Below are 26,246 nucleotides of genomic sequence, written 5' to 3' on the forward strand. Positions count from 1 at the left end.
GCGTGCCATGGCCGCCCCCACCTCAAAGCAAGGACCGTTCTCTCTCCAAAACTTTTTGCAGAACGGATCCCGGCGATTGAGCTTGGGCGTCTACCGCCCTCTGTTCGAGGGCGGGCCTACGGATCCGCGTTCGATGATCGTGGTCGGCAAAATGAGCCTTTCGGGCGATCGTGTTTCGCCCTTCAACCGCCGGATGAGCAAATCCGCGACACTCTTGCCAAGCGCATAGACTGGCTGGTCAATGACGGTAATGGGCGGGGTTGTCACGCTCGTCCAATCCGCATTATGGAACGTGATCAGCGAAATGTCCTCGGAAACCCGCAAGCCGCGCTGGCGGATCACCCTGAAGATCTCCAGCGCTATGACGCTGTCGGAGGCAAGGATCGCCGTCGGTCGATCTGGTCCGGACAGGAGCTTGTCGGCAACCCTGCCCGCTTCGACAGGGCTTGTTGCACCAAGGCGAACATAACGTTCCGGCCGCTCAATTCCGGCGTCACGGCACACGGTGAGGAAGCCGTCGATACGCTCGCGAACCGATGAGGTATAGATTTGCGCTAGATCGCGGTATTCGTGCCCTTCGACCGCAGTCACATAAGCGATGTTGCGGTGGCCGGCATCGGCAAGAATGCGCGTCGCCCGCATGGCGCTGCCGCGATCGTCGATCGTGACGGTATCGACACCCAGATCGGGCAGTCCCCTATCAAGCAAGGCAAGCGGTCGGCCTGAACGATGGATGTCCCGCAGGTGTGAGATGTCGCGCGATTCCGATGGCGTGACGATCAGCCCGTCGACGCGCTTGCCGATCAAAATTCGCACAGCAGTCTTTTCGTCTTCGATCCTCTCGCCGGAGTTAGCCAGAATCACGTTGAATCCGGCCGCTCTTGCCGCATCGCTGATGCCGCGCACCGCCAAGCTGAAGAACGGGTTCTCGATGTCGCCGACAACCACCCCGATTATCCCGGAGCGGCCGGTCGTCATGCTGCGAGCCAACTCGTTCGGACGGTAGTCCAATATTTTGGCCGCGGCCAGGACATCCGCGCGGATCATGTCGCTGACGACGCCGTATCCGCCGAGCACGCGCGCGGCCGTCGCTTTCGACACTTTTGCCGCGCGGGCGACATCGCTGACTGTTATCGACTGGGTCTTGGGCGCGGTTTTTTTCATCGGATGAAGGACTACAAGAGTTGTTGACGGAAGGTCAATCTGGCGATAACGATTACTAAAGAGACCGGTCTCACACAATAAGAGACCGGTCTCTTACGTGAGAGAGCGAGGGTTTCGAGAATCGTAGAGACAGCCGGCCGCGCAAGCCCCGTGGCAGCGACGAACGATGTGAGGCGCGAGATTTATAGCCTCAACGCAAATGCCAAGAACAACAAACCTTCAGAGTGGAGAGAAGACATGAGCAGGATGGGAATTCTCAAGTCGTTGATGTCACCGGTCAGGACTGGCGTAATGGCTCTTATGGCCGTGTGCATCGGCGCCGGGTTGATTTCGGGAGCCGCCGCCGCGGATGACAATCCCTATGGTCTTATTGATGCGAAAGTCATCAGCGTTGGTACCATGGGCGATGCCAAACCCTACGCTTTCACCCAAGCGGATGGCACGTTCACCGGCTTCGACATCGAATTGTTCCGCAACGTCGCGAGCCGCTTTGGATTCAAGCCGGATCAGGTGATCTTCACCGGCCAGGAATTCTCGGCGCTGATGCCTTCGGTTGCGAACGAACGTTTCGATGTCGCGGTCGCGGCAATCGGTACGACGGAAGCGCGCAAGAAGACCGTCGACTTTTCCGACGGCTATCTCGCGGGCTATCTCTCGGTACTTACCGCCGACAAGGCGATAAATTCGGCGGATGGGCTCAAGGGCAAGCGCCTCGGCGTCGTGCAGGGTACACTGCAGGAGATCTATGCGGCGAAGAATTTTGTCGGAACCGATCTCGTCAAATTCCCCGACAACAACTCCGCCGTTTCCGCGCTGAACAACGGAACCGTCGACGCGCATTTCCTCGATTACGAGGCCGCCAAACAATATGGCGAGCGTTATCCGGGGCTGACGATAGCGCTCAACATTCCTTCCTTCGACGCACCCGCGGGCTTCGTGCTGCGCAAAGGCAACGACAAGTTTCGCGAGGCGTTGAACACTGCCTTGCATGCGGCGATGCAGGACGGCACCTGGAAGACGCTCTACGAGAAGTGGTTTCCCGGGTCACCTATGCCCGACCAGTATCTCCCCAAGAAGTAACCGCGCACAGCCGCCGGCTGTGACGGCCGGCGGACGCGCGCTCGCGCCTGAGTTCATGGTGACGCAAATAGTGCAATAAAAAGGGGACCGAATGGACTGGCTTGAAAACCTGCGTCGCAGTTTCCTCGACTGGCAAGCCATGGCCGACGTGCTGCCGAGCATGATCACCATCGGACTGAAGAACACCTTGATCCTCGCCGCGGCGTCCACGGTACTCGGTGTCGTTCTCGGCATGGTCCTTGCGATCATGGGCATCTCGCAATCGCGCTGGCTGCGCATTCCGGCGCGCGTCTACACCGATATCTTCCGTGGCCTTCCGGCGATCGTCACTATTCTGCTGATCGGCCAGGGCTTCGCTCGCATCGGCCGCGAAATCTTCGGGCCTTCCCCCTATCCGCTCGGCATTCTCGCCCTCAGCCTGATTGCTGGGGCCTACATGGGCGAAATCTTCCGCTCAGGCATCCAGAGCGTCGAGCGCGGGCAAATGGAAGCCTGCAGGGCGCTCAGCATGAGCTATGGGCAGGGCATGCGTCTGATCGTGATTCCGCAAGGCATTCGCCGCGTCCTGCCGGCTCTGGTCAACCAGTTCATCGGCAACGTCAAGGATTCGAGCCTTGTCTATTTCCTTGGACTACTCGCGTCGGAGCGCGAGATTTTCCGTGTCGGTCAGGACCAGGCGGTGGTCACCGGAAACCTCTCGCCATTGCTTCTGGCTGGCGTGTTCTATCTCGTCATCACCGTGCCGTTGACCCATCTCGTCAATTACATCGACAACTCGCTGCGAGTAGGCAAACAGAAGGCCGGCATCGTCACCAGCGGCCTCGCCGAGGTGAGCGAACTGGAAAGCGCAATCAGCAGTCCTCATTCGGGGACCAGCACTGAAGGCAGTTTGGCGCTTCCCCGGTTCAAGGGCGGCAGTCTCGCCATCAGCAATCTCGACATGGCCTATGGCGATCTCGATGTACTCAAGAGCGTCAGCCTGACGGTCAAACCGGGCACGGTCACATGCGTCATCGGTCCGTCAGGTTCGGGCAAGTCGACCCTGTTGCGCTGCCTCAACCGCCTGGTCGAGCCCAAGGGCGGCGACGTGCTGCTCGATGACGCCAGCATCCTGGCGATGAAGCCTGAAAAGCTGCGCCGGCGTGTCGGCATGGTGTTCCAGCAGTTCAACCTGTTCCCCGACCACACAGCCCTAGAAAACGTCATGCTGTCGCTGACCAAGGTCAAGGGCATTCCGCCGCAGGAGGCCGAGCGCATCGCCGAGGCACGCCTTGCCGATGTCGGCCTTGCCGCTCGCAAACACCATCGTCCCGGCAGCCTTTCCGGTGGCCAGCAGCAGCGTGTGGCAATCGCGCGTGCGCTTGCAATGAACCCGGAGGTTATTCTGTTCGATGAGGTGACAAGCGCTCTCGATCCCGAACTGGTGAAGGGCGTACTCAACCTGATGGCGGATCTCGGCCGGCGCGGCATGACAATGGTGGTCGTTACCCACGAAATGGGCTTTGCCCGCAAGGTCGCCGATCAGGTCGTCTTCATGGATGAAGGCCGCGTCATCGAGGCCGGCACGCCTGCTGCGATCTTCGATAATCCCAAAAGTGTGCGTCTGAAACATTTCCTTGCCGAAGTGCTTTGATCGCACCATCGCAGGCCCTGAGGCACATCGAAACCCAAAGTGCCTTCGTCGCGGCCGCCCAGTCCAAACTCCATACAGTGAAAGAAATATCTCATGGCTACATCGCATTCGGTCTCAAAGGTGGTTGTTGTCGGGGGCGGTATTTTCGGTGTCTCCTCGGCCGTTCATCTTGCAAGGCTCGGCATCGAAACCGTCCTGGTCAATGATGGACCGCTCGCCAAGGGAGCTTCCGGCCGCTCGCTCGCCTGGCTCAATTCCGCTCGCAAGCGGTCGGCTGAGTATCATCGGCTGCGCATGGTTGGTATCGACCGCTACCGGACGCTGTCCGCGAGATATCCGGATGCCGCCTGGCTGCGTTTTGACGGCGGCCTGACATGGGATGCGGACGACGCCTCGAACGAGATCGCCGATGTCTTGGCCCATGAGAAAGACCTCGGCTATGACGCGCGGCATCTGTCCCCAGATGCGATAGCGTCGGTCACCCCGGGCATAGATGCCAGCGCGGTTACGCCTCAGGGCGCGATCTTCAACCCAGGTGAAGGCTGGGTCGATCTGCCGTCGCTGATCGAGATATTAATTGCGGAGATCGTGGCGCGTGGCGGCCAGCTTGTCACCGATGCCGGAAGCGCCGCCGTCACGGTCGTCAACGGCCGCGCCACTGGCGTCACCACGACAAGCGGCATCAGCTTTACCGCCGATGCGGTGCTGCTGGCCACCGGCGGTGATGTGCCGGGCATGGTTGCACAGTCCGGCCAACATATCGCCGACGGGACGCCGATTGCGCTGCTGGTCAGGACCAAGCCGATCCACTTGCCGCTTCGGGCGGTGCTCAACACGCCACGCGTCGCCATCCGACCGACGCCGGACGGAGCTTTCGTGCTCGATTCCGCCTGGTCGGAAGAAGAGGTGGTCGTCAATTCTGATGGCGCGTATGGCGTGCTGGATTCCACTGTTCAGGGGCTTCTCAACGAAGCCTCGAAGGTTCTCGCGGGCCATCCGAAACTGGATCTGGAAAGCTATGGTGTCGGCCCCAAGCCAATTCCCGCGGACGGCGAGCCGGTATTTGGCCAATTGAAGGACATCGAGGGCTACTACGTCGCCTTCAGCCACAGCGGCGCAACGCTTGGCCTGATCGCCGGCGAGCTGCTTGCCGACGAGATCGCAACCGGGAGAGAGCACTCACTCCTTGCAAACTTTCGGCCGGCTCGATTTTCTTGAAGATCTATGCAACGTGACGGCACTTCGACGCCAGTTCGGCCAGTTCAACCAAGGCATGCCCGAAGGGAGCCGGTTTTGTTCGCTGCCCTCCCCCGGCGATCGAAGCGACCATAGCGGACGTTGTCAGCTACGGCTTCGCCGGATCGGCGATCGTCCGGGTGGCGGATTTATGAATCACAACGCTCTCCCCGCATGCAATGCTTCCATCGCCAGGCGCCATTCGTTCGGCTCGATACGGATGAAATGTAATCTCGCGCGTTTGACGAATGGCACGCCCTTGCACATGCGCGTAGCAGACGATGGCGCTCGGGCGCCCGCCTGCGCTGGTACGCGCGCGGTGAACGCGCCGCGCAACGCCTCCAAGTCATTTCCGTTTACGATGCCAGGTTCGACGACTTCATCGACTGCTTCAACAAAAGCGGCCGTACCAGGGCTCGACATGGACCGTTCTGCCGAGCACCACATGCCGTAACCGCGCATCTACGCTCGCCTGCCTGATGATCTCGATTGTCGCTTTCACGACAAGACTGTTACTGCACTGCGCGAGGCGTACGTCACGTGGCGTTTCGCTGTTAAGTGCGCACTTAGGCGCTGTCGTGACCGCTTTGCGTATTGCGGACGGGATGCCGACGGCGTGGTGTTCCGACTCGAGGCGGCGCTACGGTCGCTGTTCGCCCAGAAAGGGCAGGATCTTGTTGAGAACTTTTTCAGGAATTTCTTCGGCCATGTAGTGGCCGGATGGCATCGCGGCGCCCTGAACATTGCGTGCGAAGCCACGCCAAACGTCGAGCATGTCGAATTGCAACCATATCGGGTTTTGCGTAGCCCACAGCACCAGCAGCGGGCACTCGATGCGCTTTCCCGAATCCGCTTCGTCCTGTTGCAGGTCGATGCTAACGCCCGCCCGATAATCCTCGCACATGCCATGCATGGCGTCCTTGTGCGACAGGACGCGCAGATATTCCTGCCACGCAGGTTGTGTGATGGAGCCGGCGTCCACGAGATCCCCAATCTCATAACGAAGGAACGCTAGAGGATTGGCGGCCAGCAGGGTCTCGGGGAAGTCACTTTCCTGAATGAAGAAGAACCATTCCCAATAGCGCGAGGCGAAATTCTTGTCGGTCTGCGCGTAGAGTAACCCTGTCGGCAAGATGTCGAGCAGGCAGACCTTTTCCAGCGCCTGGGGATGATCCAGCGCCATGCGGTGCAGCACCCGCGCGCCACGGTCATGTCCGATCGCGTAGAAGCGGTCGAACCCGAAAAATTTCATGACCGCCAGCTGGTCGGATGCCATCTCGCGGAAAGCGTAATTGGCATGATCGGGCAATCCCTGGGGCTTGCTGCTGTCGCCATAACCGCGCAGATCGCTGGCCACCACAGTGTATGTCTTGGCGAGCTCTGGCGCCAGTTTGTGCCACATGACATGGGTTTGAGGGCAGCCATGGAGAAGCAGCAAGGGCGGTCCTTCACCGCCCACACGGCAATTGATGTCGATAGCGCCGACCTTGACGATGTGAACCGAAAAATTTTTGAAAAGTGGCGGTCTGTCAGACAAGGGCTCAGTCTCTACTTTCTTGTGCCGCGGGAAGCAGATTGCGAACCTGCATGGGATAGGAGTTGCCGTCCAGTGGCGTATCGATGCATATCATTCTGCGTATCAAACGGCTGCTCTGCGCGTGGCATATTCAACTGGTTGGCGTTCTTGATCAGCTCGGCGCCTCGTTCGGCGATCGCTATGACGGCGGCATGCGTATAGCCTGATACGATAACGGGGCATGATCGAGGTATAGACGATCAAGCCGGTCGGCGCCGCGGACCCTCAGGTCCGGACCCACCGCCACCCCTGGATCTGTGGCTGGCCCCATTTTGCAGGATCCGACCAGATGGTGGCTGACGCCGACCGTATCCCTTAGCAAACCTCGACGTCGTGCCCGGACTCTATACTTTGGCCGCGACAAATCTCGTCGGCGCGCAGGTCATTGAATGGCGCTCGCAAGACCATATTCCTTTATAGCTTCGTGGAATGCATTGTGTCGCGAGGGTCCTGCAGATGATTGAAATCGAACTCCGGAAAGACGTCAATACGCGGACTTTTGATGTGGACCGCGCCGCGGGTTTTGACGCCGATCAGTTCCACATAGATCCCGAAACCGTGTCCCCTCCTGACCTCGGCCAGATCTGCTGATTGGCGCCGGTAGGTTCATCGGCCAGGACGGCCACACCTAGCAAGAGAGCGTCGTTCGAGGAGCCAAGTGCCTTTCCTGTAACGTGCCGTTCTCAAAAGGCAGTAGCGTCCCCACCTTCGACGACGTGGTCGCGAATGGGGCAAATCGTTTCCTTATGGCGCTTCGTAAAGCTCCAGCGGCAATCCATCTGGGTCCCTGAAAAAGGTAAACCGTTGGTCTGTATACGGATCGATCCGGATTGGCTCAACGGCAACGCCTGCGGCTTCCAGCCGCTTAATTACGGGATCAAGATTCGCTACGGCAAATGCCAGATGTCTCAGGCCTGTCGCCTCTGGATGGGACGACCGCATCGCTGGTCCAGGGAAGGAAAACAACTCCAACTGGACGGACCCGATCCGCAGATCCGCCTTCCATGACTGCCGCTCCTCCCGATAGACTTCCCGGATGAGATCGAGGCCGAGGAGTTCGACATAGAACCGTCGCGACCGGTCGTAGTCGGTGCAGATGAGCGCGACGTGGTGAATGGCGTTCAGCATGCTGCTAACTCTAGTCAAGCTGGGATTTGGGGCCAAGGTCACATCGGGTATGTGGCACCTTGTTGATGTCTCCGTCCGCGAAGGCGCGCCTCCTCCATACGGATTTTCATCTGCGCGCAATCGGCGACATTAAGTCGCCGCCGGACGGCAATCAAATCCGCCAATGTCGGCCGCCCTCGTCAGCCGCCAGTCTTGCTGCCGGGCGCGCTCGACGATTTTGTCGATTTGGTGATTCCGGAGCTGCAGCGCCGCGGCCTGTTCCGCACCGCCTATGAAGGGCGGACGCTGCGCGAGAACCTTGGCCTCCGACGTCACGAAAACCCGTGGGCATCAGCACGCTCGACCGTGCTGGCCGCCGAATAACCCTCTGAAGCGAAGGGCAAGACGATGACTTTGCAGAACGTCGAACAGCCGACCGTCATCGGCACGCACCAGGGACCGGACCAACATCGGTATCGATTTGCTGCGCCTCGGCAATTTGACCGCAGGCCGCTTCCTGTCACGTTACGGCGTCCTCGTGGGATTTCTGGTGCTGTGGCAGGTGGCGAGCAGCGCCGGGTGGGTGAATGCCGCTGTGCTGCCGCCCATCGACATGATCGCTGCCGCTCTGTGGACATGATCGCTGCCGCTCTGTGGAAAGGGCTCGCTGGCGGCGCCTTGCTCGGCGACATCGCCATCAGCCTGCAGCGTGCCGGCATTGCCTTCGCAGCAGCCGTCGCGGTCGCCATTCCGCTCGGTCTGTTCATGGGCCAGGTGCGCGCGGTCGAGACCGCGCTCGACCCAATCCTGCAGCAATCGCATCGCAAGAGCTTGCTCTGGTTCAGGCGCTGAGGTGCTGATCTAAAAATGACTTCAGCTTGTCAAACGGGATGAGGTTCACACGGTCATACAGATCGACGTGACCCGCTTGACTCAGTGTAGTTTCTTCGGCTCGGCGGCCTTGGAGAACGCCAGCTCGCTGAATTCCCGGGAATGAGCCTGGTCGCCGGCGATGAACAGCAGGGGCCGGGGCGAGACCGTGTCGAGGTCCTCCCCTCTTGCCATTGACCGTCAGCTCGAGCCTGGCGTCATAGACGCCGCCCTTCGCGTCGAGCGTGACAGCGCCGAGCGTAGCTGGCTTGCCGGGCGCTGTGCTGAAGGCGCCGTCCTGCTCGATGTTGGGGTCGCCGGTGCGAGCGGCACTTTCAACATGGAAGGAATAGGTGCCGCTCACGCCTTTTGTCGGCATGGGCGAGCGCCTCCAGCGAGACCATGCCGCCTTCCTGCGTAGCCGGATCTTGCAGCGCACCGGCCCGAGGGACAGCGGTGGCCATGGCCGCCAGCGCGCCGGCCGAGATTAACACGGAGGCAAGCGCCCTACCGCACGGCCGGGATGCTTCGGTGCGCAGAACCGAATGTCCATGACCTTCATTTCCATGATTTGCGCCACGAAGGGACCAGCCGCCTTTTCGAAGCTAGGTTCACATTGAAAATAGCGCTGGTCGCGGGGCACAAGGATTGGAAAATGTTGCTGCGATGGCATCTTAAGCCGGAAATGCTTCATAACCGAGCAGCGAGGTCAGCGTAGTTGGAGCAAGTGAGGTTGGCTGATCGGCAAAGACCGTAATCTCGAACGCCTACGAACGTCACATCCGATCGATCACTACTGTACGATCACGCCGCTTCGATGGCGTCAGTCGTTGATAAGACCTGCGTTTTTGGAGGGAGCGGAAGTTCGCGGAACCACCATTTTCTCGACGTGGTCTGCAACAAGCCAAGCACCAATCTCTTTGGAACAGGACCCATCTAAGTGCATTTAGATGATTCTAACCGAGGAGATGGCTATGCAACGTGAAGCAACGCGACATCGTCACGTTAGGGTTGGCGATCGAGACCTCTTTGTCCGCGAGGCTGGCCGTGAGGATGCTCCGGCCGTGCTACTACCACACGGCTATCCGTGCTCCTCCTTCCAGTTTCGACGGCTTATGCCCGCTTTGTCCGACCGCTGGCGCACCGTCGCCTTCGATTGGCCAGGCTTTGGATACAGCGATACGCCGGAACCGGCCGGGTTCGGGTATGATTTCGATGCTTATGCCGACGTGCTCACTGACGTGACCGATGCGCTCGGACTAGAGCGCTACGCCCTCTGGCTCCATGATTACGGATCGCAGATCAGCCTTCGGCACGCCATCGTGCATCCAGACGGGATCGCGGCGCTCATTATCCAGAACGGCGACATCTACGAGGACGTGCTTGGTCCCAAATATGCGACGATCAAGGCATGGTGGGCAGACAAGACGGACGAGAACCATCGTCCGCTTGAAGAGGCGGTGAGCGAAGAAGGATTTCGCAACGAGTTCGTCGGGGAGGTTTCGGAGGAGATCGCCAGCCGCCTTCCGCCAGACCTTTGGAAGCTTCATTGGCCACTGATGGATACCCCGGTACGTCGGGCCGTGTCGGTGGGGCTGATGGAAAAGCTTGAACAAAACCTCGAATGGTTCCCGCGCTACCAATCCTATTTGCGTGAGAACCAGCCTGCGACACTGATCATCTGGGGGCCGCAGGACGGCTATATGCCGGAAGAATCGGCTCGCGCCTATTACCGTGACCTGCCGAATGCCGAACTGCATCTCCTTAGGGATGCCGGGCACTGGCTGCTGGAGACGCATTTTGACGAAACCCTGCCCCTCGTCCGCAACTTTCTCTCGCGCATGCTGCGCTAATCTCCGGAGCGAACGACACTTCAACAAGGAGACCGTCATGGCCACGAAGCCGACCATTGCGCGTATCTGGCGCGGCCGCACTCGTCGCGACATCGCAGACATCTACGAGCTCTACATGCGGGCAGAGGGTATTCCGCCGCTTCAGAGAGTGGCGCTCGGCGTCCAGCTTCTCCGCGAGGACCGGGACGACGAGACCTGGTTCACCACCATCTCCTATTGGCCGGACTTCGAGGCGATGTCTGCCTTCACCAAGCGCCGGCCGACCGAAGTGCATCATCTCGACCGTGATGCGGAGTTGCTGATCGAACTGCCCGAGCGCATCGAAGTCCATCGCATCTTGATCGACGACCAGAACCTGCGTTGATCGGGGCGGCATGCGCAATCTCGTGCGGTTCGGGGTCATGTCGTTGATCTGGGGCCTGATTTGGGCCGCGATCAAGTTCGGGCTCGATGCGGGCGCGCCGCCGTTCTTGTTGGCTGGATTGCGCTACCTGCTCACGGCGGCGTTCCTTTTGATCGTCGTGCGGGACCTCCGGTCCGCTTTCGCGGAGGGCCGATCCGGCCGCATCATCGTTTCGGCGCTTCTGAGCATCAGATCATCAGATTGACCAATCCCGCGTATCTAGTTGGGCGCGTCAAGTTCTCGAAAAATGGCGTGGCAGTAGCTGTGACGTCGGCGTGTCCGCCGCGCAGCGTCACAACAAGTCCGATTGCTGCCAAGTTCCTAGCGTGCGCTCCCGGTTCTTGATTAACAACGAACGAAAAGAGCATGCTTCGATGTCGGATTCGGCGCGTGGTGTATAGAGCGTGATTCTTTCTGCCAATGAGCACAGGTTCAATCAAGCCGGAATGTGATCTGCTTCTGGCTTTAGATTTCAAACTGACCCACTACCGGGCTTCAGCGGGCCCCCTTCACCTTCATCTTGAGGCCGTAAACACTTCCGGTCGCAGTGATAAAGAGCAGGTCGTTATCTTTGCCACCAAAAGTCACATTTGTCGTCGTCTCGGGCACGTCGATTTGTTCGATCCTCTTTCCCGTTTTATCGAATACAGCCACACCAATCTGGGTGAGATAGACGTTGCCGTTAGAATCGATGGTCATGCCGTCAGAACCGAGTTTGCAGAAGACGCGTTTGTTCGTGAGCTCGCCATCGGGCTGGATATCGTAGGCATAGGTCCTACTCGCGCCGTAGTCCGCCACGTAAAGCAACTTGCCGTCGGGCGTGCCAATGATGCCGTTGGGTTTCTTCAGGTCGGTCGTGACACGCGTGACCGTCTTGCGGTCGGGCGTGACGAAGTAGACGTCTTGGCCGTCCACCCGCGTGTTGCGGTCGTGATATGAATCGAAATCAGGGTCGGTAAAATAGATGCCGCCGTCCGGACGAATCCACAAGTCATTCGGGCCGTTGAACACCTTGCCGTCGAAGTTCGTCACCAGCACCGTAACCTTCTTGTCAGGCGAAATGGACCATAGTTCGCCCTTATCGGGGGCGACGGCGATGAGATTGCCGCCCTTGTCGAAGTAAGTTCCATTCGCGCGTCCCGCTGGCTTGAGCCAGTCGGAGAATTTCCCGTCTGCCGCGCTCCACTTAACGATCCGATTGTTGGGGTCATCGGTGAAGAACACGTTGCCATCAACATCCGCTGCCGGACCTTCGGTGAATCCATAACCTTCGCCCAATTTTTCCAACTTCGCACCAGGCGCGACGACGGAGGAATCCGCTGCGAAGGTGGGACCTGTTGTGAGCAACAGAACGGCGAGAAATGCGCAGCTGCAGCCGAATGCTTTCATGAGCAGGAGGTTGGGCCAAAATTGGAAATTGTCTGCGGCGTCGGCAACCAGAAATCTTGTCATTTTACGGTTCCTTCCGATAGACCAGCGTTCACGGTCCAGCGGCGCCAGCAATAGTACAGAAGTCGACTGGCTTTGAGTTCCACGCCGAACTCTTCCAAGTGGCCGCTGCAAGCGTGGTCCAAGGTTGCTCCGATGTCGATGCGTAAGAGTGATGAATCGTCGACATTGTTGGTGACGACTAGCCCTGTTGCACGTCTCATGGCCTTTCCTTCCCTTATGATCTCAACGTCTCCTTTGCGGCGCGTCGCATGTTCCTCACCTGGTTTAGTCTTGAGTCTCCCTTCTGGGTGAGCGTGCTTACGGCGACTGCGACCAGCGCGGCGATGACGACGGAGATGGCTGGACGGCGTGCATCAAGGCGATAGTTGTGGGCACGCTGCTGGCGGTGTCCTGGTACCAACTTGTTCAGACGCTCAAAAGTAGAGTGACGCCCAACGTCCCTTTCGCGTGAAAACAGGTTGTTTTCAGGCGATCCACGATGCGCGGAAGTCTAAGGGTGCCACAGATGCTATGGCATATTTCAGCATCCTCTAAGATGTGGCCGATGTAAAGTCCCTCATTCCGGCTTTTCAACCTAGAGGGTCTAGAGTCCACGATGTCTCCAGGGCTTTCGACAACGCAAGTGTCGCTGCCTACAACGCCGATCATGGTGACCCAGCTAGCGGATCTGAAGGCGCCCTGAACGAAGCCTTGAGCGGCTTGTCGAGTAAAAGAAAATGGACGAAAAGTGGAACATGCGTGTGCCGAGAAGGTGCTTAAGGTCTTCGCTGCGGTTCAGCATGGCCATTTTGCCTTGAGGGTTCAGTAAGCTGCATATGCCAGGTTGCATCTGGTTGGTATCAATAGGCGTTTCACCCAGTCCCTGTTTCAGCGGGTAAACCCGGTGCAACTCGGTTGCGTCATTGATCATCAACCAATAAAGAGCGGATAAATCAGAAAAAAGGACCAACCGATGACCAACCAAACTGATAACAGCGCTGCCGAACTAGCTGAGTTAACCGCCGACATTGTCTCAGCATATGTCAGCAACAACCCGTTGCCGGTGACCGGCTTGCCGGATGTGATAGCATCGGTTCATGCTTCGTTGGCCGGACTTGGCACGGCGGTCGCGCCTGCCGTCGAGCCGCAAACTCCTGCGGTTAATCCAAAGAAGTCGGTGACGCCGGACTTCATTATCTGCCTCGAGGACGGCAAGAAGTTCAAATCCCTGAAACGGCACCTCAGCACGGATTTCGGCCTGACGCCTGACGCCTATCGCGCTAAATGGAACTTGCCGCACGACTATCCGATGACGGCTCCGAATTACGCAGCTCAGCGCTCGCAACTTGCGAAATCCATCGGGCTTGGCCGCAAGTCTGAACCCGCCGCACCAGCCAAGAAGGCAGCTGCGAAGCGGAAAGCCAAAGCGTAGTCCGCCGCCACCTGACGCCGTTAAGACTCAGCTATGCCTTGAGGCGCGGCGGACTTGCGCGCGTCTTGCCTCGGGCGCATTGAAAGGGCATGAGCACCGAGCACGAATGGCGACCGAGCTGATGGCCAGCAACCCGCGACTGACCGGCGCATAAGCCAAAAATGGACATGGGATTTGCGTTCCCACGGTGTTTTGACTGGAGGTTTGTTGTCGCCGAATTCGCCTGACAGATAGGACAGGTTTCGGCCGCCGGGACTAATTGTTGATCTTGTCATTTTCCCAAGGGCGCCATCAGATTGCACAATGTCGGCGAGCCGGTTCGGAGATCGCGGCCGCCGGCTTTGCAATCTGAGCAGCCAAAGAGCCCGACATGATCCCAATGCATAGCTCCGTGATTCGCCGTAGGGCAGCGGACGCGGAAACGCACGCCGATGGGGCTTCCAGCCAGCCAGGGTCGTCAAGGTGTTGCTAATATGCAGCAGGGACTGCATCTCTGACTGCCTCGCGCGGAACCACTTCCAATGACTTCCCGTTAGCGTCAAAATGACAACGCCAACGACGCGAGGCGACGAAGATGGAGCTAAACACCAAAACCCTTGAGATGTGCGGTCTTCTAGCCGTTCCGTTGTCAATTCTCATCACGGTACTACTAGCGGGTGCCATTCTCAGCTGAGCCAACTGGACGGTCGACTTGGATATCGGCGGGCTAAAGTCGTTGGCGGCCTCGACGCTGGATCGTCGCCGCGATCAGCTAAACTGACGGCAAATTGCAAATAGAATGGCACCCTGAGAAATCAGTCTTTAAATTCAGCATTTTTGGGGGTGATCCGCTGGTAGAGCTGATGTCGCCGAACTACCGTTCCGGGGCGTCGTCTGGGAGAAACGCAAAGCTCACCCAAGCTGCCCACTCGGGATTATTCCAACAGTTACTCCCGTTGAGGCCAGTTTCCGAACCCATCGTATCTCATGGGTTGCATACCGCCGATCGCGAGACGCGCCGCTTCACCAACTTGTCCGGCGAAAACCAGGCAAGGTCGCGCCCACCCCGATGTTATTTGCTGACCGGGGGATGCAGCCTTGTGTCGAGGGCAAAAGCTTCCTGAAACGCACCTTCGCCACTATTCCATGTCGCGGCATAGACGGCCTGGTCGAGTCGCCACGCAATGAGTTCCGTTCCTCCGAGCGCTATCGGCAGAGCCGTATGCATAGACGCCGTATTCAAGCCGCTCGAGATAATCTTCGACCAGTTCCACGCCGGCGGGAGTGCCCAGCAGATCGATCGGACGGCGCTGGTCGAGACCGATCGCCGGACGCTCCAACCATTGTTCGGCTTCCGCCTGCGTGCCGAGGACATCCGTCGTCTTCGCCAGGATCTCTGCGAATTTCCAAGTCCGTCCGCTCTGCTCCTGGCTAAGAGGCTTGGATGGAGCGTCTTTGCGTCGCTGCCAGGTTCGCAGGCTCATGCCAACCGCCCTTTCGAGCGATGTTTTCTTGTTGATGAAGACCAGTTGTCCGACGAGGTGGTTTAGCGCCGAGCCCGGCAGACCGAGTAGCAGCAGATCATGCGCGTCAAGGGCACTGGTCAATCGACGCGACAATATAAGAGACCCGCCGAGCAATGCCTCCACCCTTTGGAGACCACCGCCTCTCGCTTCAGTAACGACCTTATCCGCCGTAGTCGCCATATGCACCTCCTGTGTCATCTGTCGCATCAAACATGATAGTGACGTTCGAGATTTCAAGTGCGTGCGACACTCGGTTTGGCCCCGCCTTAATATCCCCTATGAATAAGTTTGGAGTGGCTGGGGATGTTGCATTCACATTGCGCGTTGCAGCATTTCTCAAATGCATAGGCTGCTTTAGCGGCGGGCTTGATCGGACACCCCAAACAAGCTTGCGTACAATCGCCTATGCAGGGCTCCGCCCCGCCGTAGGACGGCGGAATTGGGCCGCGGCGGATAACCACCAGGTGCTTTACGAAGATGACATAATCCGCATGCTTTCAGTCACAGTCGCGCCTGGCGAGACGGAGCCATCATCATCGCTGGCCGTCAATCTTCATCATCGATCGGCTGGCATGCGCGACCCCGATAGCGAAGGCAAGGAAATCGTCTTGCCGCTTCCCGCTACCTTCGAGATGCCGCTGATCCTGAAACTGCCGGCCCAACCGGCACATGCCGATCGCAACGTCGACACAAGCCCGATTCACGGCACCCGAGTCGAGCTCAAGCAACGCTTTCCAAAATAGGCGCAACATCATCGTTGCGGGCGCCATCCACATTCGATTTCAGCACAATATCAGCACCCGTTCAGGACGCGGGGCCCTGCCGCTGCGATGCTTGCGGGACACCAACCTGAGAATGGTCATGAAAATCGCCCTTACGGAAGATCTCGTAGCCAAGGTCGGTCGCAAGATCGACGACGCCGGCCCGGCGCCGGGGCAGCGCAGCCTGGAGGATCACCACTACCTTGAGATCCGCCGGCGGCTGCTTGCAGGCCGCCCGCGCGACGTGTGGGTGTTCGCCTATGGCTCTCTTCTGTGGAACCCGTGCTTCGAAGCCCTTGAGGAGCGGCCGGCGACCGTCGACGGCTGGCACCGGCGGTTTTCGCTGTGGCTAACCCGCTGGCGCGGCACGCGCGACCGGCCAGGTCTGATGCTTGCGCTCGACCGCGGTGGCAGCTGCCGCGGTGTCATCTACCGCCTATCCGACCATGACATTGATGCGGCGATCGACCGATTGCTGCGTCGGGAGATGTTGGCAGACCCGCCGACCAACATTCCGCGATGGGTCTCGGTTCGAACCGCAGACGGCAATTTGCGAGCCATCGCCTTCGTCGCTGATCGGAGTGGCCCCGGTTATGCGCCAGCGCTGCCCGAGCAAACCACCGTCGAGATCCTGTCACTCGCCGCCGGCCATGTCGGGAGTTGCGCCGATTATCTTCGCCGCACCGTCGTTCAGCTCGAAGCGCGCAACATCCGCGACGCAACCTTATGGCGGCTGCAGGGCAAGGTCGCAGCCTACCTGGCGTCGTTACAATCGAGAATGCCCTTGCCACCCTCAACCGTGGAGATTGATCATGCATGCGAAGGTTGATGGACCATTTCCCCCCTCGGATATTGCCAGGGAGGCTGTGCACCGTATCCTATCGACGGGCAATATTGACCTTTGTGGCGGTGAAACGGTGCAAATGCTGCACTATCTCGATGGACTGATGCCCCATGACACAGTCATAGTTGCTGGCGAAGGGCGGGCGGGGCTTTGGAAACGCTTTTCCGGCGTCTTTCGGACTTGACCTTTACCGGCTTCTGCCGCTCCGATGATCGTGGCGCATTTAGGCGCGGCGATGGTGCAAAGGCTTGGCACAACAGATCGGCAGCGCGGTTCTCGATCTCGAGCGCGGCACGTTGCGGCGCGACGGCGAGATCGTGCCGGTCAGGCCAAAGACTTTCGACTTGCTTGCCTTCCTAGTGCGCAACCCCGCCCGTGTGCTGAGCAAGGACGAACTGTTCCAAGCGGTCTGGCCCGATACCATCGTGACCGAGGATTCTCTCACTCAGTGCATCCGTGACGTGCGCAAGTGCATAGGCGACGAGATGCAGTCCTTGGTCCGCACCGTTCCTCGACGCGGCTACATGTTTCAGCCTGCCGACGACTTCGCGTCCGTTTCGCTGGCGCCGGCCACCGCTACGGTCACCGGACGAACGCCCGAACCGATGGTGGCCATCCTGCCGTTTCACATCAACGCTGACGATGCGACTGCAAAGCCACTCTTTGATGGTGCGGTCGAGGAGATCACAAACGCACTGTCCTACTTCAAGACAATTGCCGTGCTGGCGCGGCATTCGGCTTTCGCGCTCGCCGAACACTCTGTTCAGGACATCTGGGCGACCGCTGAGCGTCTCGGCGCCGACTATGTCGCGGAGGGCGCCGTCGAAAGCGCTCCCGATGCTTACAGCACGCGCGTGGTGCTGTCTGAGACGGCCTCCGGCCGGAGGGTGTGGGTGCACACGTTTTCATTTCAGGTCAGCGAGATTTTCGCCTTCCAAAGAACGGTGGCGCAACGGATTGCCAGCGCGCTGGTCGCCAACATCGAGAGCGCGGCCATGCGGCGCATTTCCCCCGCACCTGCTGCTAACGTCACGGCCTATGTCCACATCTTGCGCGGCATTGCGCTGCTGCGCAGTTATGGCGAGCGGGTCAACCACGAGGCCCGCGACCATCTGCTGAAGGCGCTCGAAAGCGATCCGGATTCAGGGCTCGCCCACGCCTACCTCGCTCTGGCCGATACGATCATTGGCGGTTACAGTTCCGCACCCCGATCGGTGCTGGACCAAGCGCGCGACCGGGCTCTCCATGCCACGGCCCTCAGTCCCGATGAAGCTCGATGCCATCGCATCCTCGCACTGATCCTGCTCTACCAGTCGCACTTCGACGCCGCAGCACAGCATTTCGCCCGCGCGCTTGACCTCAATCCCTATGATGCTGACACCTTGGCCCAGAGCGGCTTTTTCGAAGCCATTCGGGGCCATGGTGCGACCGGCCTGGCGCTGCTCGATCAGGCGATCCATCTCAATCCGATGCACCCGACATGGTATTATTTCGACAGAGGCGAGGCCCTGCTTGTTCTTGGCCGTTATCAGGAAGCGGTGGCCGCGTTTTCATGCCTGCCGCGCAAGAGCGGATGGTATTGGGCCCGGCTTGCCGCATGCTATGCCCTGGACGGGGACATCGACAGGGCACAGCAGTGCGCCGGGGAAGGACGGCAGCTCGAGCCTGGTTTGACCTTGCAGGCCATCGTCGCGGATCTTCGCTTCGAGCGCGTCGAGGATCGGGAACGAGTAAGGTCCGGTCTCGAACTTGCAGGTTGGGGCGCTAGCGAGACTGCTGGATGATCAGGTTCGACGCTCGACATCATCGCCGGTGCGCTGCTTGCTTTTCAGCCTGGCGAGACGCGCTGCATGACCCCGAAGTTGCGGTCGAGGATCGTCGGCGTCCACCTGCCGAAGATGGCCTTCGCAACGTATTTAGCCAGACAGATTGTTTTCCACCGGAGGAACCGTGCTCTCATTTGGCTGTTTGATAATTGAAGGGCAGTTTTTTCGGACAGGAGACCATGAGATGAAACGGCTTCTTTTCGCATTAGCCATGGTGGCTTTGTCAACGGGCCTTGCCTTTGCTCAGTCGAGCACCAGTGGATCGTCCACGACGACTACCACCACAAAGATGCCGAGCACCAATGATCAAGGCACTGACTCGACCATCACCGGCGGGACCAATCCGAACTCGGCGAGGCCCTGCGCCCCCGGTCAACAGACCGGCAGCGCAAAGCAGGCCGCTCCGGGGCAACAGGATACCGCCGCCAAGACCGCTGCTCCAGGGCAGATGAAAAAGACGACGGAAGGTTGTTGATCAGCCGCTGAGCCGCGAGTCTGACTGGCCCGCGTCATCCACTGGTGACGCGGGCGGATTGTGTAAAGTCTGCTCATGCCTTCGAGCTCGATACGCAAGACGGAACATGATCCGAACAGCAGAATCCTGTCTGTATGGTTTGTGGCCAGCGGCAAACGCTACGAGTTCGAGGACGTGCCGCCTGAGACCTTCGCTGCATTTCGAGCCGCTTTCGCCAAGGGCCGCTACTTTAACGATCATCCGCAATCACTTCCAGTTCGTCAGGCCGACCAGGACGACGATCCTTGATGAGGTTTGCTGTTTCCGCTCTCGCAGACTTCAAATCTCCTCTGGCTCTTCGTTTTGTCGACCTCACCGGCAGCGCAAAGCAGCCCCCGCGATGCTCCGCGGCTGGATAAAGGTGAGGGACCCCATTTACCGGACGATTCGATCATCGATCCGGTCTTGCTGGTGATCTATGGCTGTCGACCACAAACAAGGCCTTCTAGCGAGCGGGCGGCATCAGACATTGCGCTGCACCCCTGAGAGTGCGAGCACACCAGGCTTCAGCCGTTCGTCCTTGCCGTAGTCATCGGCGGCCTGGAAGAATAATCGCGGCGTGTCGTTGATTTCTTCGAGCCTCTTTCCGTAAGCTTCCAGGTGGGGCCTTGCGGCCATCGTCGCCGACGCGGCCCGGCATGTAGGCGACAAAGGGTGCAGCACGTCAAAGCCTGAGTAGCGTAGCAGGCCATTGTGGATCGGCCACAGAACCGTGAGAAATGCTTACACTAGCGCGTCCGCTGGGGAGAATCGTGATCACCGTACTGGTCAGCGCGACCTCGTCACCGATCTCAAATTCCCGAGGCATACTGTGGTGCAACATGGGCTTTGTGCGGTGCTTTTTCTTATTAATGCTGCAAACTGACTTGGTTGGACGAAATCGTAGGTGAATGGTACAAAGGAGAGAGGATGGTGCGCCTGAAGCCCAGTCCGGAACTGTAGCCAATGCGCGTCGCATCTATGCTCTGGCTGCATCACTCGCGGCGGCGACCTCGTTTTGCTCAACCCTCGCCCTGATCTCCAGAAGCTTGCTGAATTTGGTTCATCACATGTTGGGGATCGATATTCTCTGCCAGTTGCGGCAGCTCGTTGTCGGCGGGGGTCGAGACATTCAGACGCGCCGTCAAAGCAGCCATCATCTCGATCAGTCGCGTGGTTTCATGCTCGTTGAGAAGGCTGATCTGCAAGTCCAGTTCCGCTCGGTGCTCGCTGTGTTCAGCCATTCTGTTCTGATTGATCAGCACGAAAGTGGACAAGAAGATTGCCTCGACGGAGGCGACCATGGCCAGGATCACAAAAGTGGGGTCCCAAGCTGGGATGGATGGTATCGCGCCAAGGTTCGCCAGAATCCAGGCTACAAGAATTACGAGATGCAAATAGACAAAAGTCATGCTTCCCGCGAAGCGCGAAACGGCGCCAGCAACTCGCACCTGAACGCCTTGGTTCTCCTCCTGTTGTCGTCTGTGGTCGACCAGAGTCTGTATGTTCTGGCGAAGGACGGACTGCATGTCGGCGGGACGTTGATCACTCATGTCTTTTGAATGCCATTTTGGTGAAAGCGGCGCTCGTCTCCCCCCTCGATACGGCAGGCGGTCTCGAGCTGTGGCGACCAGCCCTGCAATCTTGCCACCATCGCGAACACCGCCCGCGGCGCCCTTACGAACCCTGTGGCCGAAGCCCGAAACGATCAAGGAGAAACCCACTGATCTCTCCATGCAGGCGTGGTGCATCCGCTTGCGCGTCGAACAGCCGGTCCCCAGATCCGGCCACGATGCCGGTCGGCTCGGCGATATTCTTCTAGCTAGCCTTCGACAACAGGCCTGCGGCCAACATTTCGCCAAAGCCAGGCCAGCCTCACAAGCAGCGGCAGCAGGTGTGACGGAGCGGTGCCGATTACCGGTAGGGCCGGGAGTGCGGCCAGCGCAAGATCGAGCCGCGGCGCCGGATAGCCGGAGAGCAGCACCACGGCCAGGGTGGAGCATGCCTGCGGGCCGGCACGAGGGCTGCCCGAGCTCCCCAGGAATGTCCAAGCACGAGATATTGCTCGATACCGTCAATGTAACTATTAGCGAACTCCCGTTGCCTCGCCAGACGGGCCTTACCGCTTCTTCACCTCCTCGACCCGCACCTTGGCACCGTTCTCCTTTGCCATGGCCAGCGCCTTATCCTTGGTGGTCTGACAACGTAGGTTCCGACCATCGCCTGTGCAATTGAAGCCCGCGCCCTCTGTGAGAGCGCGGGCCGATCAGAGAACACCGATCTTCAGCAGGCGATGGAGGGCACCTGCCGCACGCACAACCCTTAGGGACTGTTAATGTTCCATCGAGACTGATTGAAAATCGACTTCCAATCGAGGTCGTCGCTTCTTCGGCGTTGTAGCTGAACCCCACGGCCATACGACCGTTTTTCCACGAGAGAAACGAAGGAGTTCGAACAATGGGGCAAGCTCCTGCGGTATTTAAGGACACATATGGCGCCATCAATTGACAGGGGTCAAATTTAATGACACAGGCAGTGTCGTGAAATTTGGAACGAGCCGCATGTCTAGTGTCCGTGCCTACAACAGCCCCGTGCGCGAGGAAAAAGCGCGTGAGACACGCGAGGCGATCCTTATCGCACTGTTTGAACTGATGGATTCGGCGAGCGCCGCGGACGAGATCAGCACGGAAGCCATCGCGTTGAGGGCCGGAGTACAGCGGCGGACCGTGTTTCGCCACTTCGCGACTAAGGACGACCTGTTGGCCACCTTCTGGCCTTGGCTGAATGCCCGGATAGGTGTCTCCGCGACACCTGAGAGTCTAAAAGACCTCGTCGATGGCCCACGACAAGCGTTCCCAAAGTTCGACACACACGAAGCGGCGATCCGCTCCTCGCTCCACTCCCGGACCGGCCGCGAGATGCGTACAGGCACGGTGGCGAAGCGGCGTGCCAATTTCGCTCACGCACTCGCTCCCGCCATCGCCTCCCTTCCGCCCGCCGAGGCCGAGAAGATCAGGTCGCTAGTCCATCTTCTCTTCTCGGCCTCTGCCTGGGAGGTCCTGAAAGACTACGGCGGTCTCACCGGAACCGAGGCTGGCGAGACCGCATCCTGGGCAATTGAGGTGATACTGTCCGCAGTCACCTCGGGCCACTCTCCAGCGGACGTTACATCGCAAATGAAAGGGACAGGTAATGAAAATTGACGTCACCAACCCCTACGACGGCCAGACCCTCTGGGTCGTTGCCGATCGCATCCGCTTCCTGGGAGGCCTTGTGGGCTCGAACCTCGAACTCATTGAGGTCGAGGTCCCGCCGGGCTCCGGCACCCCGCCGCACAGCCACGCGTCGCCCGAACAATTTTATGTAATCGAGGGCGACCTCACGGTCCGCCACTTTGCCGAGGGCGGCCCGCCCGAGGTGACGGTCGCGAGCCCCGGAACCTCGGTGCGTATCGGTCCCAGAGAGCCGCATAATTACTCAAACGACAGCAGCCACCCGGTGCGGATGCTCGTGCTCATAGAAACTTCTATGGTCGTCTTCTTCCGCGACATCGGCACGGCCGAGCCGCAGACGCAGCCCGACTTCGCGCGGATCGGCGCGGCAATGCAGCAGCACGGGATAGAAATGCTGACAATGGCGGCCTGAGTTGCATCGCAATTTCGAGTGGTTTCGGGCTCTTGCGTCATATCCGGCAACGATGGTCCCCGAAACCATTCCTCCGACAACCGGCTGTGGTGATGGTATTTGCGCCCCTCCGAGAAAGCCATTCGCGAGGGAATCGGGCCGGCGCCAGGCACGGTGGCGACCTTGCAATGCCATATCCAGAGGCGGCGGCCGAGCGAGAGCTCGATCATCACCGTGTACAACGGCCGGGCGATCAAGTGGCCGGCGATGGGGCGCTGGTTGGTTCCGCAGTCTGGATGCCGTGTGCTGCGGGCGTGGCGGCGCCCGGCGCCATCTGCCTTTCCGAGGATGCCTATCGGCAGGTCAAGGCAACGCTCGACCTCTCGGTCCGCGATCTCCACAGCACACAACTCAATAATTTCGCCGAGCCGATCGTGGTCTATTCGCTGCAAGTCGGCAGCGCCGGGACCAAGGCGATCGCTATGTCGGAACCCTCGACGAGCCGGCCGGCAGGGTCAACGCCGGCAAAGCATTCGATCGCCGTCCTGCCGTTCGCCAAAATGGCGACACCGAGCAGGGCTACTTCGCCGACGGCATCAGCGAAGACATCATGCATTCCTTGATCCGCCGCTGCATCAGACCGTTCCGCGTATCGGGTTGACGATCTGAAGTCCGGCGAAGTCCTTTTCGTTATCCGTCACGACCACGCAGTCATTCGCACTGGCGACGGCGACGACGATCATGTCGAGCGCGCTACGCGGCCGGCCGGCCGCTTTCCCTTCTGCCATCAGTTGCGCCCAAATCAGCCCCGATTTGTCGTCGAACGATAGGATGCGGCCGGCAAACAGAGCCTGCGGCCCTTCCGACCCAGAGAACCACTTGTCCAGTGCGTCACGTTTCTTACCGCGCGGCTTCTCCAGAATACCGCGGCGAATTTCCGCAACGGTTAGCGAAGCGATGAAGAGGTCATCGTCGTTCTGCGTTCCCATCCAGGCCAGCAGCGATTCTGAAGGCTCCTGCTTTATGGCATTGCTGATGATATTGGTATCGAGGAGGTAGCGCGTCACAGGTCGACCTTACGCCCCTCTTCTCGCGGCCGGCTGAGGTCGAGATCGGCACCAACCAGAGGCGAGCGACGCAATGCGGCGAGAATACCGCCCGTTTTCGGAGGTTCACCCGCTACTGCCTGCTGTATGGTCCGGCGAAGCCGGCCAGCTTCCGGCCCCTCCTCCGTCAACTTCCGGGCAAGGCTCCTGAGTAGATCGCGGTCGGCGTCGAGCGCCTGGATTTCAAACCGCGCGATGCCACGCTCGGTCAGGCGGGACCGATAATTGTCGATCGCTCTCTTCTGCGCACTGTTGCTCATCGCGTGCCTCCGTGCTTATATCCAGATATATAGCCGTGTTGTCATTGGAGCGCAAGGCTGGGTAGTGGGTCAGTTTGAAATTCGGCCCGACCACAATAGGCGGTTTTGCCTAGGCTCTGTCTGGAAATAGGCGGAAGCGCGAGGCCGCATGATTGGGGCAGGAATGCAAATGCAGCTGCGGAAGAAATCTGGTTTCGGGTTTTCTTCCATTTCCCACAAATTTTCGGGATTGTGTTTCGCACTATACCGGTCCTGATCAGCCTTTGCGCTTCAGCAGATCTTTTACGATTGACGCACTTCGGCTGTCCCGACTTCTCTCTCATTCTTTTATACGGGCGTTCCACGCAATCGGCCATTACATTTCTAAATTTGCTCGCTTTATACGTCGTTCCCAGCGGGAACCCTAAATTTCATGGCTCGTCGCCGGCAGTTACCAGCCGTAGCTGAAGGTGGCACCGCCACCGCCATTGCCGTTCTGCCCGACGTTGGCGTCGGTGGTCCTACCGAACTGGAAAATGCCGTAAGCGTTGTCATTGCCATTCTGCTGCAGCGTGGCGGAGTGGCCATTGCCCTCCTGCTGGATGATGCCCAGATTGCCGCGACCGTTTTGTCCGATGCCAGCTGCGTTTCCGTGTCCGGACTGACGAATGCTGGCACCATGCACGCCGCGATACAGCGAATAGAAGCGCAGTCCAGTCGCCAGGGCGCCAGCGTCGCGGACGTTGCCGGGGGCAAATGTCACCGAAACCCAGCCGCCGGCGTAAGCCGGTGCGGACAGCGCCGCCTGGCCGATGCTGCCGGCAACGAGAACGGCGGCAAGAGTTTTCAATGTATTCCGGGTCATCTTGGTCTCCATTTTCCGGCTGCTCCGGTCTTGGCCAACCTTCTCATTTGGTGGCTGAACCCTCCCGGAATCCTTCGTTCAGCTGTCGTTCAGTCATTTTTTCTCCCGGCCTGACGTACATAGAAAAAGGGCGTCGATTGCCGACGCCCTTTTCGTAAATCTGGCGATCCGATCAGGTCGCGCCGCCGAGCCGCTCGGCGCAGCTGATGCTCTTGCCATCGACCGTCAGCTCGAGCCTGGCGTCATAGACGCCGCCCTTCGCGTCGAGCGTGACAGCGCCGAGCGTAGCTGGCTTGCCGGGCGCTGTGCTGAAGGCGCCATCCTGCTCGATATTGGTGCCGCCGGTGCGAGCGGCACTTTCAACATGGAAGGAATAGGTGCCGCTGACGCTTTTGTCGGCATGGACGAGCGCCTCCAGCGAGACCATGCCGCCTTCCTGGGTAGCCCGGATCTCGCAGCGCACCGGCCCGAGCGACTGGCCGGCGGTGGCCATGGTCGCCAAAGCGCCGGCCGGGATCAGAAGCAGGGCGAATGCGGTCATGACGCTACGGGGAAGTTTGACGATGCTTGGCATGGTTCGTCTCCTTGGCATTCGTGGGCCGCGGACTGTTTCCGCGGCCGCCCAGCCGGTGCTGCTTATGGGCAGGCCTGAACGAAAGCGGCGACATTGCCGCTGCCGCCTTGGCTGACATTGGCATTGCAGCCGCGGCCAACCTGCACGCCGGCAGCAATGTTGCCGTTGCCGTCCTGGGTCAGGATGGTGGTGTGATTGGAGCCGAACTGGGCGACGCCTGCGACGTTGCGATTGCCATTTTGATAGGTGGCGCCGTAGTTGCCGATCCCCTGCTGGCCAATGGCCGAAAGGTTATGGCGGCCGCGCTGCTGGCCGATTGCCGTGTTGAAGCGGCCGTCCTGGTAAACCCGGATACGGTTCTTGAAGCCGTTCTGGGCGCCACCAGCCGAATTGGACCAGCCATACTGCTCGATGCTCACGTCGTTGGCCATGGCCGGGGCAGCGACGGCAATGCCGATAAGAGCGGCGAGCGCGGTTGCGGTGAAAGAATTGCGGATCATGAGAGCGTCTCCTTTGGCGGACGGGACCGCGAGTTTGAACCGCTTCGTTTTAGGAGATGCAATTCGAACCGATGCTGAAGGTGGCGTTCAGCCGTGGTTCAGGAGGCGCAGCGCGTGAGAGGGC

30 protein-coding genes and 7 pseudogenes are annotated in these 26,246 nt (G+C 59.5%); 20 read left to right on the forward strand and 17 right to left on the reverse strand.

The genetic code is table 11. The annotated features are described in order from the left end of the window. Window positions 1-90: 90 nt before the first annotated feature. The gene (locus NKI20_RS11960) at window positions 91-1,164 is read right to left on the reverse strand and encodes a LacI family DNA-binding transcriptional regulator (protein ID WP_023758547.1); all 1,074 of its coding nucleotides are present in this window, start codon (window positions 1,162-1,164) and stop codon (window positions 91-93) included. Window positions 1,165-1,410: 246 nt separating this feature from the next. Between NKI20_RS11960 and NKI20_RS11965 the strand changes: the two genes are divergently transcribed. The 3 genes from NKI20_RS11965 (at window position 1,411) to NKI20_RS11975 (ending at window position 5,095) form a co-directional block, all read left to right on the forward strand. Next, window positions 1,411-2,244, forward strand: coding sequence for an ABC transporter substrate-binding protein (locus NKI20_RS11965; protein WP_502898080.1), 834 nt, complete (start codon window positions 1,411-1,413; stop codon window positions 2,242-2,244). Between the two features lie 91 nt (window positions 2,245-2,335). Further along, the gene (locus NKI20_RS11970; RefSeq protein WP_352600891.1) at window positions 2,336-3,877 is read left to right on the forward strand and encodes an amino acid ABC transporter permease/ATP-binding protein; all 1,542 of its coding nucleotides are present in this window, start codon (window positions 2,336-2,338) and stop codon (window positions 3,875-3,877) included. Between the two features lie 93 nt (window positions 3,878-3,970). Beyond that, on the forward strand, window positions 3,971-5,095 hold the full coding sequence (locus tag NKI20_RS11975) for an NAD(P)/FAD-dependent oxidoreductase (RefSeq protein ID WP_352830741.1): 1,125 nt from the start codon (window positions 3,971-3,973) through the stop codon (window positions 5,093-5,095). A gap of 174 nt (window positions 5,096-5,269) precedes the next feature. Here the strand turns inward: NKI20_RS11975 and NKI20_RS11980 are convergent, their stop codons facing one another. Together NKI20_RS11980 and NKI20_RS11985 are read right to left on the reverse strand one after the other, a co-directional pair. After that, on the reverse strand, window positions 5,270-5,575 hold the full coding sequence (locus tag NKI20_RS11980) for a hypothetical protein (RefSeq protein ID WP_352830743.1): 306 nt from the start codon (window positions 5,573-5,575) through the stop codon (window positions 5,270-5,272). Between the two features lie 178 nt (window positions 5,576-5,753). Next, window positions 5,754-6,650 (reverse strand): alpha/beta fold hydrolase, encoded by an 897-nt coding sequence (locus NKI20_RS11985; protein WP_352830744.1) that lies wholly within the window; start codon window positions 6,648-6,650, stop codon window positions 5,754-5,756. A gap of 83 nt (window positions 6,651-6,733) precedes the next feature. On the opposite strand from NKI20_RS11985, the gene NKI20_RS11990 reads away from it, so the two are divergent. Then, window positions 6,734-6,856, forward strand: coding sequence for a hypothetical protein (locus NKI20_RS11990; RefSeq protein WP_352830797.1), 123 nt, complete (start codon window positions 6,734-6,736; stop codon window positions 6,854-6,856). Here the strand turns inward: NKI20_RS11990 and NKI20_RS11995 are convergent. Further along, window positions 6,829-7,053, reverse strand: coding sequence for a GMC oxidoreductase (locus NKI20_RS11995; protein ID WP_352830746.1), 225 nt, complete (start codon window positions 7,051-7,053; stop codon window positions 6,829-6,831). The two genes, NKI20_RS11990 and NKI20_RS11995, sit on opposite strands and share 28 nt — an antisense overlap. A 92-nt stretch (window positions 7,054-7,145) precedes the next feature. Between NKI20_RS11995 and NKI20_RS12000 the strand changes: the two genes are divergently transcribed. Then, on the forward strand, window positions 7,146-7,280 hold the full coding sequence (locus NKI20_RS12000) for a hypothetical protein (protein WP_352830748.1): 135 nt from the start codon (window positions 7,146-7,148) through the stop codon (window positions 7,278-7,280). 153 nt (window positions 7,281-7,433) lie between these two features. On the opposite strand, the gene gloA2 is transcribed toward NKI20_RS12000, so the two are convergent. Next, complete coding sequence (gene gloA2 / locus NKI20_RS12005) at window positions 7,434-7,817, reverse strand: SMU1112c/YaeR family gloxylase I-like metalloprotein (RefSeq protein ID WP_352830750.1); 384 nt, start codon at window positions 7,815-7,817, stop codon at window positions 7,434-7,436. Between the two features lie 186 nt (window positions 7,818-8,003). On the opposite strand from gloA2, the pseudogene NKI20_RS12010 reads away from it, so the two are divergent. Both NKI20_RS12010 and NKI20_RS12015 read left to right on the forward strand, forming a co-directional pair. Then, window positions 8,004-8,180, forward strand: a pseudogene (locus NKI20_RS12010) (nitrilotriacetate monooxygenase); the annotation flags it as partial. A gap of 133 nt (window positions 8,181-8,313) precedes the next feature. Continuing rightward, window positions 8,314-8,633, forward strand: a pseudogene (locus NKI20_RS12015) (ABC transporter permease family protein); the annotation flags it as partial. A 4-nt stretch (window positions 8,634-8,637) separates the two neighbouring features. On the opposite strand, the pseudogene NKI20_RS12020 reads toward NKI20_RS12015, so the two are convergent. Both NKI20_RS12020 and csgH (NKI20_RS12025) read right to left on the reverse strand, forming a co-directional pair. Next, window positions 8,638-8,837 (reverse strand): annotated as a pseudogene (locus NKI20_RS12020) (alpha/beta hydrolase); the annotation flags it as partial. 25 nt (window positions 8,838-8,862) lie between these two features. Beyond that, window positions 8,863-9,105: pseudogene (gene csgH, locus NKI20_RS12025) on the reverse strand (curli-like amyloid fiber formation chaperone CsgH); the annotation flags it as partial. 529 nt (window positions 9,106-9,634) lie between these two features. Here csgH (NKI20_RS12025) and NKI20_RS12030 point away from each other — a divergent pair. From NKI20_RS12030 to NKI20_RS12040, 3 genes are read left to right on the forward strand one after another with little or no spacing between them, the layout of a single operon-like run. Next, complete coding sequence (locus NKI20_RS12030) at window positions 9,635-10,519, forward strand: alpha/beta fold hydrolase (protein WP_502898082.1); 885 nt, start codon at window positions 9,635-9,637, stop codon at window positions 10,517-10,519. Between the two features lie 37 nt (window positions 10,520-10,556). Continuing rightward, window positions 10,557-10,883, forward strand: coding sequence for a hypothetical protein (locus tag NKI20_RS12035; RefSeq protein WP_352486042.1), 327 nt, complete (start codon window positions 10,557-10,559; stop codon window positions 10,881-10,883). A gap of 10 nt (window positions 10,884-10,893) precedes the next feature. Further along, on the forward strand, window positions 10,894-11,127 hold the full coding sequence (locus NKI20_RS12040; RefSeq protein WP_352830754.1) for a hypothetical protein: 234 nt from the start codon (window positions 10,894-10,896) through the stop codon (window positions 11,125-11,127). Between the two features lie 290 nt (window positions 11,128-11,417). On the opposite strand, the gene NKI20_RS12045 is transcribed toward NKI20_RS12040, so the two are convergent. After that, entirely contained in the window at window positions 11,418-12,374 is a 957-nt protein-coding gene (locus NKI20_RS12045; protein ID WP_352830756.1) for an SMP-30/gluconolactonase/LRE family protein, read from the reverse strand. Between the two features lie 952 nt (window positions 12,375-13,326). On the opposite strand from NKI20_RS12045, the gene NKI20_RS12050 reads away from it, so the two are divergent. Then, on the forward strand, window positions 13,327-13,785 hold the full coding sequence (locus NKI20_RS12050) for a Ros/MucR family transcriptional regulator (RefSeq protein WP_023758530.1): 459 nt from the start codon (window positions 13,327-13,329) through the stop codon (window positions 13,783-13,785). Between the two features lie 1,099 nt (window positions 13,786-14,884). Here the strand turns inward: NKI20_RS12050 and NKI20_RS12055 are convergent. Next, window positions 14,885-14,992, reverse strand: a pseudogene (locus tag NKI20_RS12055) (RES domain-containing protein); the annotation flags it as partial. Continuing rightward, window positions 14,988-15,470 (reverse strand): annotated as a pseudogene (gene parS, locus NKI20_RS12060) (type II RES/Xre toxin-antitoxin system antitoxin); the annotation flags it as partial. The pseudogenes NKI20_RS12055 and parS, both read right to left, overlap by 5 nt. Window positions 15,471-15,568: 98 nt before the next feature. Here parS and NKI20_RS12065 point away from each other — a divergent pair. The 6 genes from NKI20_RS12065 to NKI20_RS12090 all read left to right on the forward strand — a co-directional run bounded on the left by NKI20_RS12065 (window position 15,569) and on the right by NKI20_RS12090 (window position 19,484). Beyond that, complete coding sequence (locus tag NKI20_RS12065; protein ID WP_352830759.1) at window positions 15,569-16,033, forward strand: hypothetical protein; 465 nt, start codon at window positions 15,569-15,571, stop codon at window positions 16,031-16,033. Continuing rightward, on the forward strand, window positions 15,960-16,880 hold the full coding sequence (locus NKI20_RS12070; RefSeq protein WP_352830760.1) for a gamma-glutamylcyclotransferase: 921 nt from the start codon (window positions 15,960-15,962) through the stop codon (window positions 16,878-16,880). The genes NKI20_RS12065 and NKI20_RS12070 overlap by 74 nt, the downstream gene beginning before the upstream one ends. Continuing rightward, the gene (locus NKI20_RS12075) at window positions 16,864-17,079 is read left to right on the forward strand and encodes a hypothetical protein (RefSeq protein WP_352830762.1); all 216 of its coding nucleotides are present in this window, start codon (window positions 16,864-16,866) and stop codon (window positions 17,077-17,079) included. Before NKI20_RS12070 ends, NKI20_RS12075 begins: the two co-directional genes overlap by 17 nt. 64 nt (window positions 17,080-17,143) lie before the next feature. After that, window positions 17,144-18,679, forward strand: a complete 1,536-nt coding sequence (locus tag NKI20_RS12080; RefSeq protein ID WP_352830764.1) for a winged helix-turn-helix domain-containing protein — start codon at window positions 17,144-17,146, stop codon at window positions 18,677-18,679. A 226-nt stretch (window positions 18,680-18,905) separates the two neighbouring features. Beyond that, window positions 18,906-19,196, forward strand: coding sequence for a hypothetical protein (locus NKI20_RS12085; RefSeq protein WP_352830766.1), 291 nt, complete (start codon window positions 18,906-18,908; stop codon window positions 19,194-19,196). 75 nt (window positions 19,197-19,271) lie between these two features. Next, entirely contained in the window at window positions 19,272-19,484 is a 213-nt protein-coding gene (locus NKI20_RS12090) for a KTSC domain-containing protein (protein WP_352830768.1), read from the forward strand. A gap of 213 nt (window positions 19,485-19,697) precedes the next feature. Here NKI20_RS12090 and NKI20_RS12095 read toward each other — a convergent pair whose 3' ends face one another. Together NKI20_RS12095 and NKI20_RS12100 are read right to left on the reverse strand one after the other, a co-directional pair. Beyond that, a complete protein-coding gene (locus NKI20_RS12095; protein ID WP_352727423.1) occupies window positions 19,698-19,853 on the reverse strand; it encodes a hypothetical protein in 156 nt (51 codons plus the stop codon). Window positions 19,854-20,236: 383 nt separating this feature from the next. Further along, a complete protein-coding gene (locus NKI20_RS12100) occupies window positions 20,237-20,938 on the reverse strand; it encodes a DUF1003 domain-containing protein (protein ID WP_352830771.1) in 702 nt (233 codons plus the stop codon). 837 nt (window positions 20,939-21,775) lie between these two features. Between NKI20_RS12100 and NKI20_RS12105 the strand changes: the two genes are divergently transcribed. The 3 genes and pseudogenes from NKI20_RS12105 to NKI20_RS12115 all read left to right on the forward strand — a co-directional run. Next, a complete protein-coding gene (locus tag NKI20_RS12105) occupies window positions 21,776-22,417 on the forward strand; it encodes a TetR/AcrR family transcriptional regulator (protein ID WP_352830773.1) in 642 nt (213 codons plus the stop codon). After that, entirely contained in the window at window positions 22,407-22,859 is a 453-nt protein-coding gene (locus NKI20_RS12110; RefSeq protein WP_023758521.1) for a cupin domain-containing protein, read from the forward strand. The genes NKI20_RS12105 and NKI20_RS12110 overlap by 11 nt, the downstream gene beginning before the upstream one ends. Window positions 22,860-23,149: 290 nt before the next feature. Next, a pseudogene (locus NKI20_RS12115) lies at window positions 23,150-23,460 on the forward strand (adenylate/guanylate cyclase domain-containing protein); the annotation flags it as partial. Window positions 23,461-23,473: 13 nt separating this feature from the next. Here NKI20_RS12115 and NKI20_RS12120 read toward each other — a convergent pair. The 5 genes from NKI20_RS12120 to NKI20_RS12140 all read right to left on the reverse strand — a co-directional run bounded on the left by NKI20_RS12120 (window position 23,474) and on the right by NKI20_RS12140 (window position 26,122). Beyond that, window positions 23,474-23,905 carry a PIN domain-containing protein gene (locus tag NKI20_RS12120; RefSeq protein WP_352830776.1) on the reverse strand — a complete coding sequence of 144 codons (432 nt, stop codon included), beginning with the start codon at window positions 23,903-23,905 and terminating at the stop codon, window positions 23,474-23,476. Next, the gene (locus NKI20_RS12125; protein WP_352486051.1) at window positions 23,902-24,204 is read right to left on the reverse strand and encodes a hypothetical protein; all 303 of its coding nucleotides are present in this window, start codon (window positions 24,202-24,204) and stop codon (window positions 23,902-23,904) included. The genes NKI20_RS12120 and NKI20_RS12125 overlap by 4 nt, the downstream gene beginning before the upstream one ends. A 430-nt stretch (window positions 24,205-24,634) precedes the next feature. Then, window positions 24,635-25,048, reverse strand: coding sequence for a curlin repeat-containing protein (locus NKI20_RS12130; RefSeq protein ID WP_352486052.1), 414 nt, complete (start codon window positions 25,046-25,048; stop codon window positions 24,635-24,637). A gap of 172 nt (window positions 25,049-25,220) precedes the next feature. Continuing rightward, on the reverse strand, window positions 25,221-25,622 hold the full coding sequence (gene csgH, locus NKI20_RS12135; protein ID WP_352486053.1) for a curli-like amyloid fiber formation chaperone CsgH: 402 nt from the start codon (window positions 25,620-25,622) through the stop codon (window positions 25,221-25,223). Between the two features lie 62 nt (window positions 25,623-25,684). Further along, window positions 25,685-26,122: a curlin gene (locus NKI20_RS12140; protein ID WP_352486054.1), complete on the reverse strand. Its 438-nt coding sequence runs from the start codon at window positions 26,120-26,122 to the stop codon at window positions 25,685-25,687. Window positions 26,123-26,246 lie beyond the last annotated feature (124 nt).

Origin of the sequence: Mesorhizobium sp. M0830, from assembly GCF_040319965.1 — a bacterium.
Classification (GTDB): domain Bacteria; phylum Pseudomonadota; class Alphaproteobacteria; order Rhizobiales; family Rhizobiaceae; genus Mesorhizobium.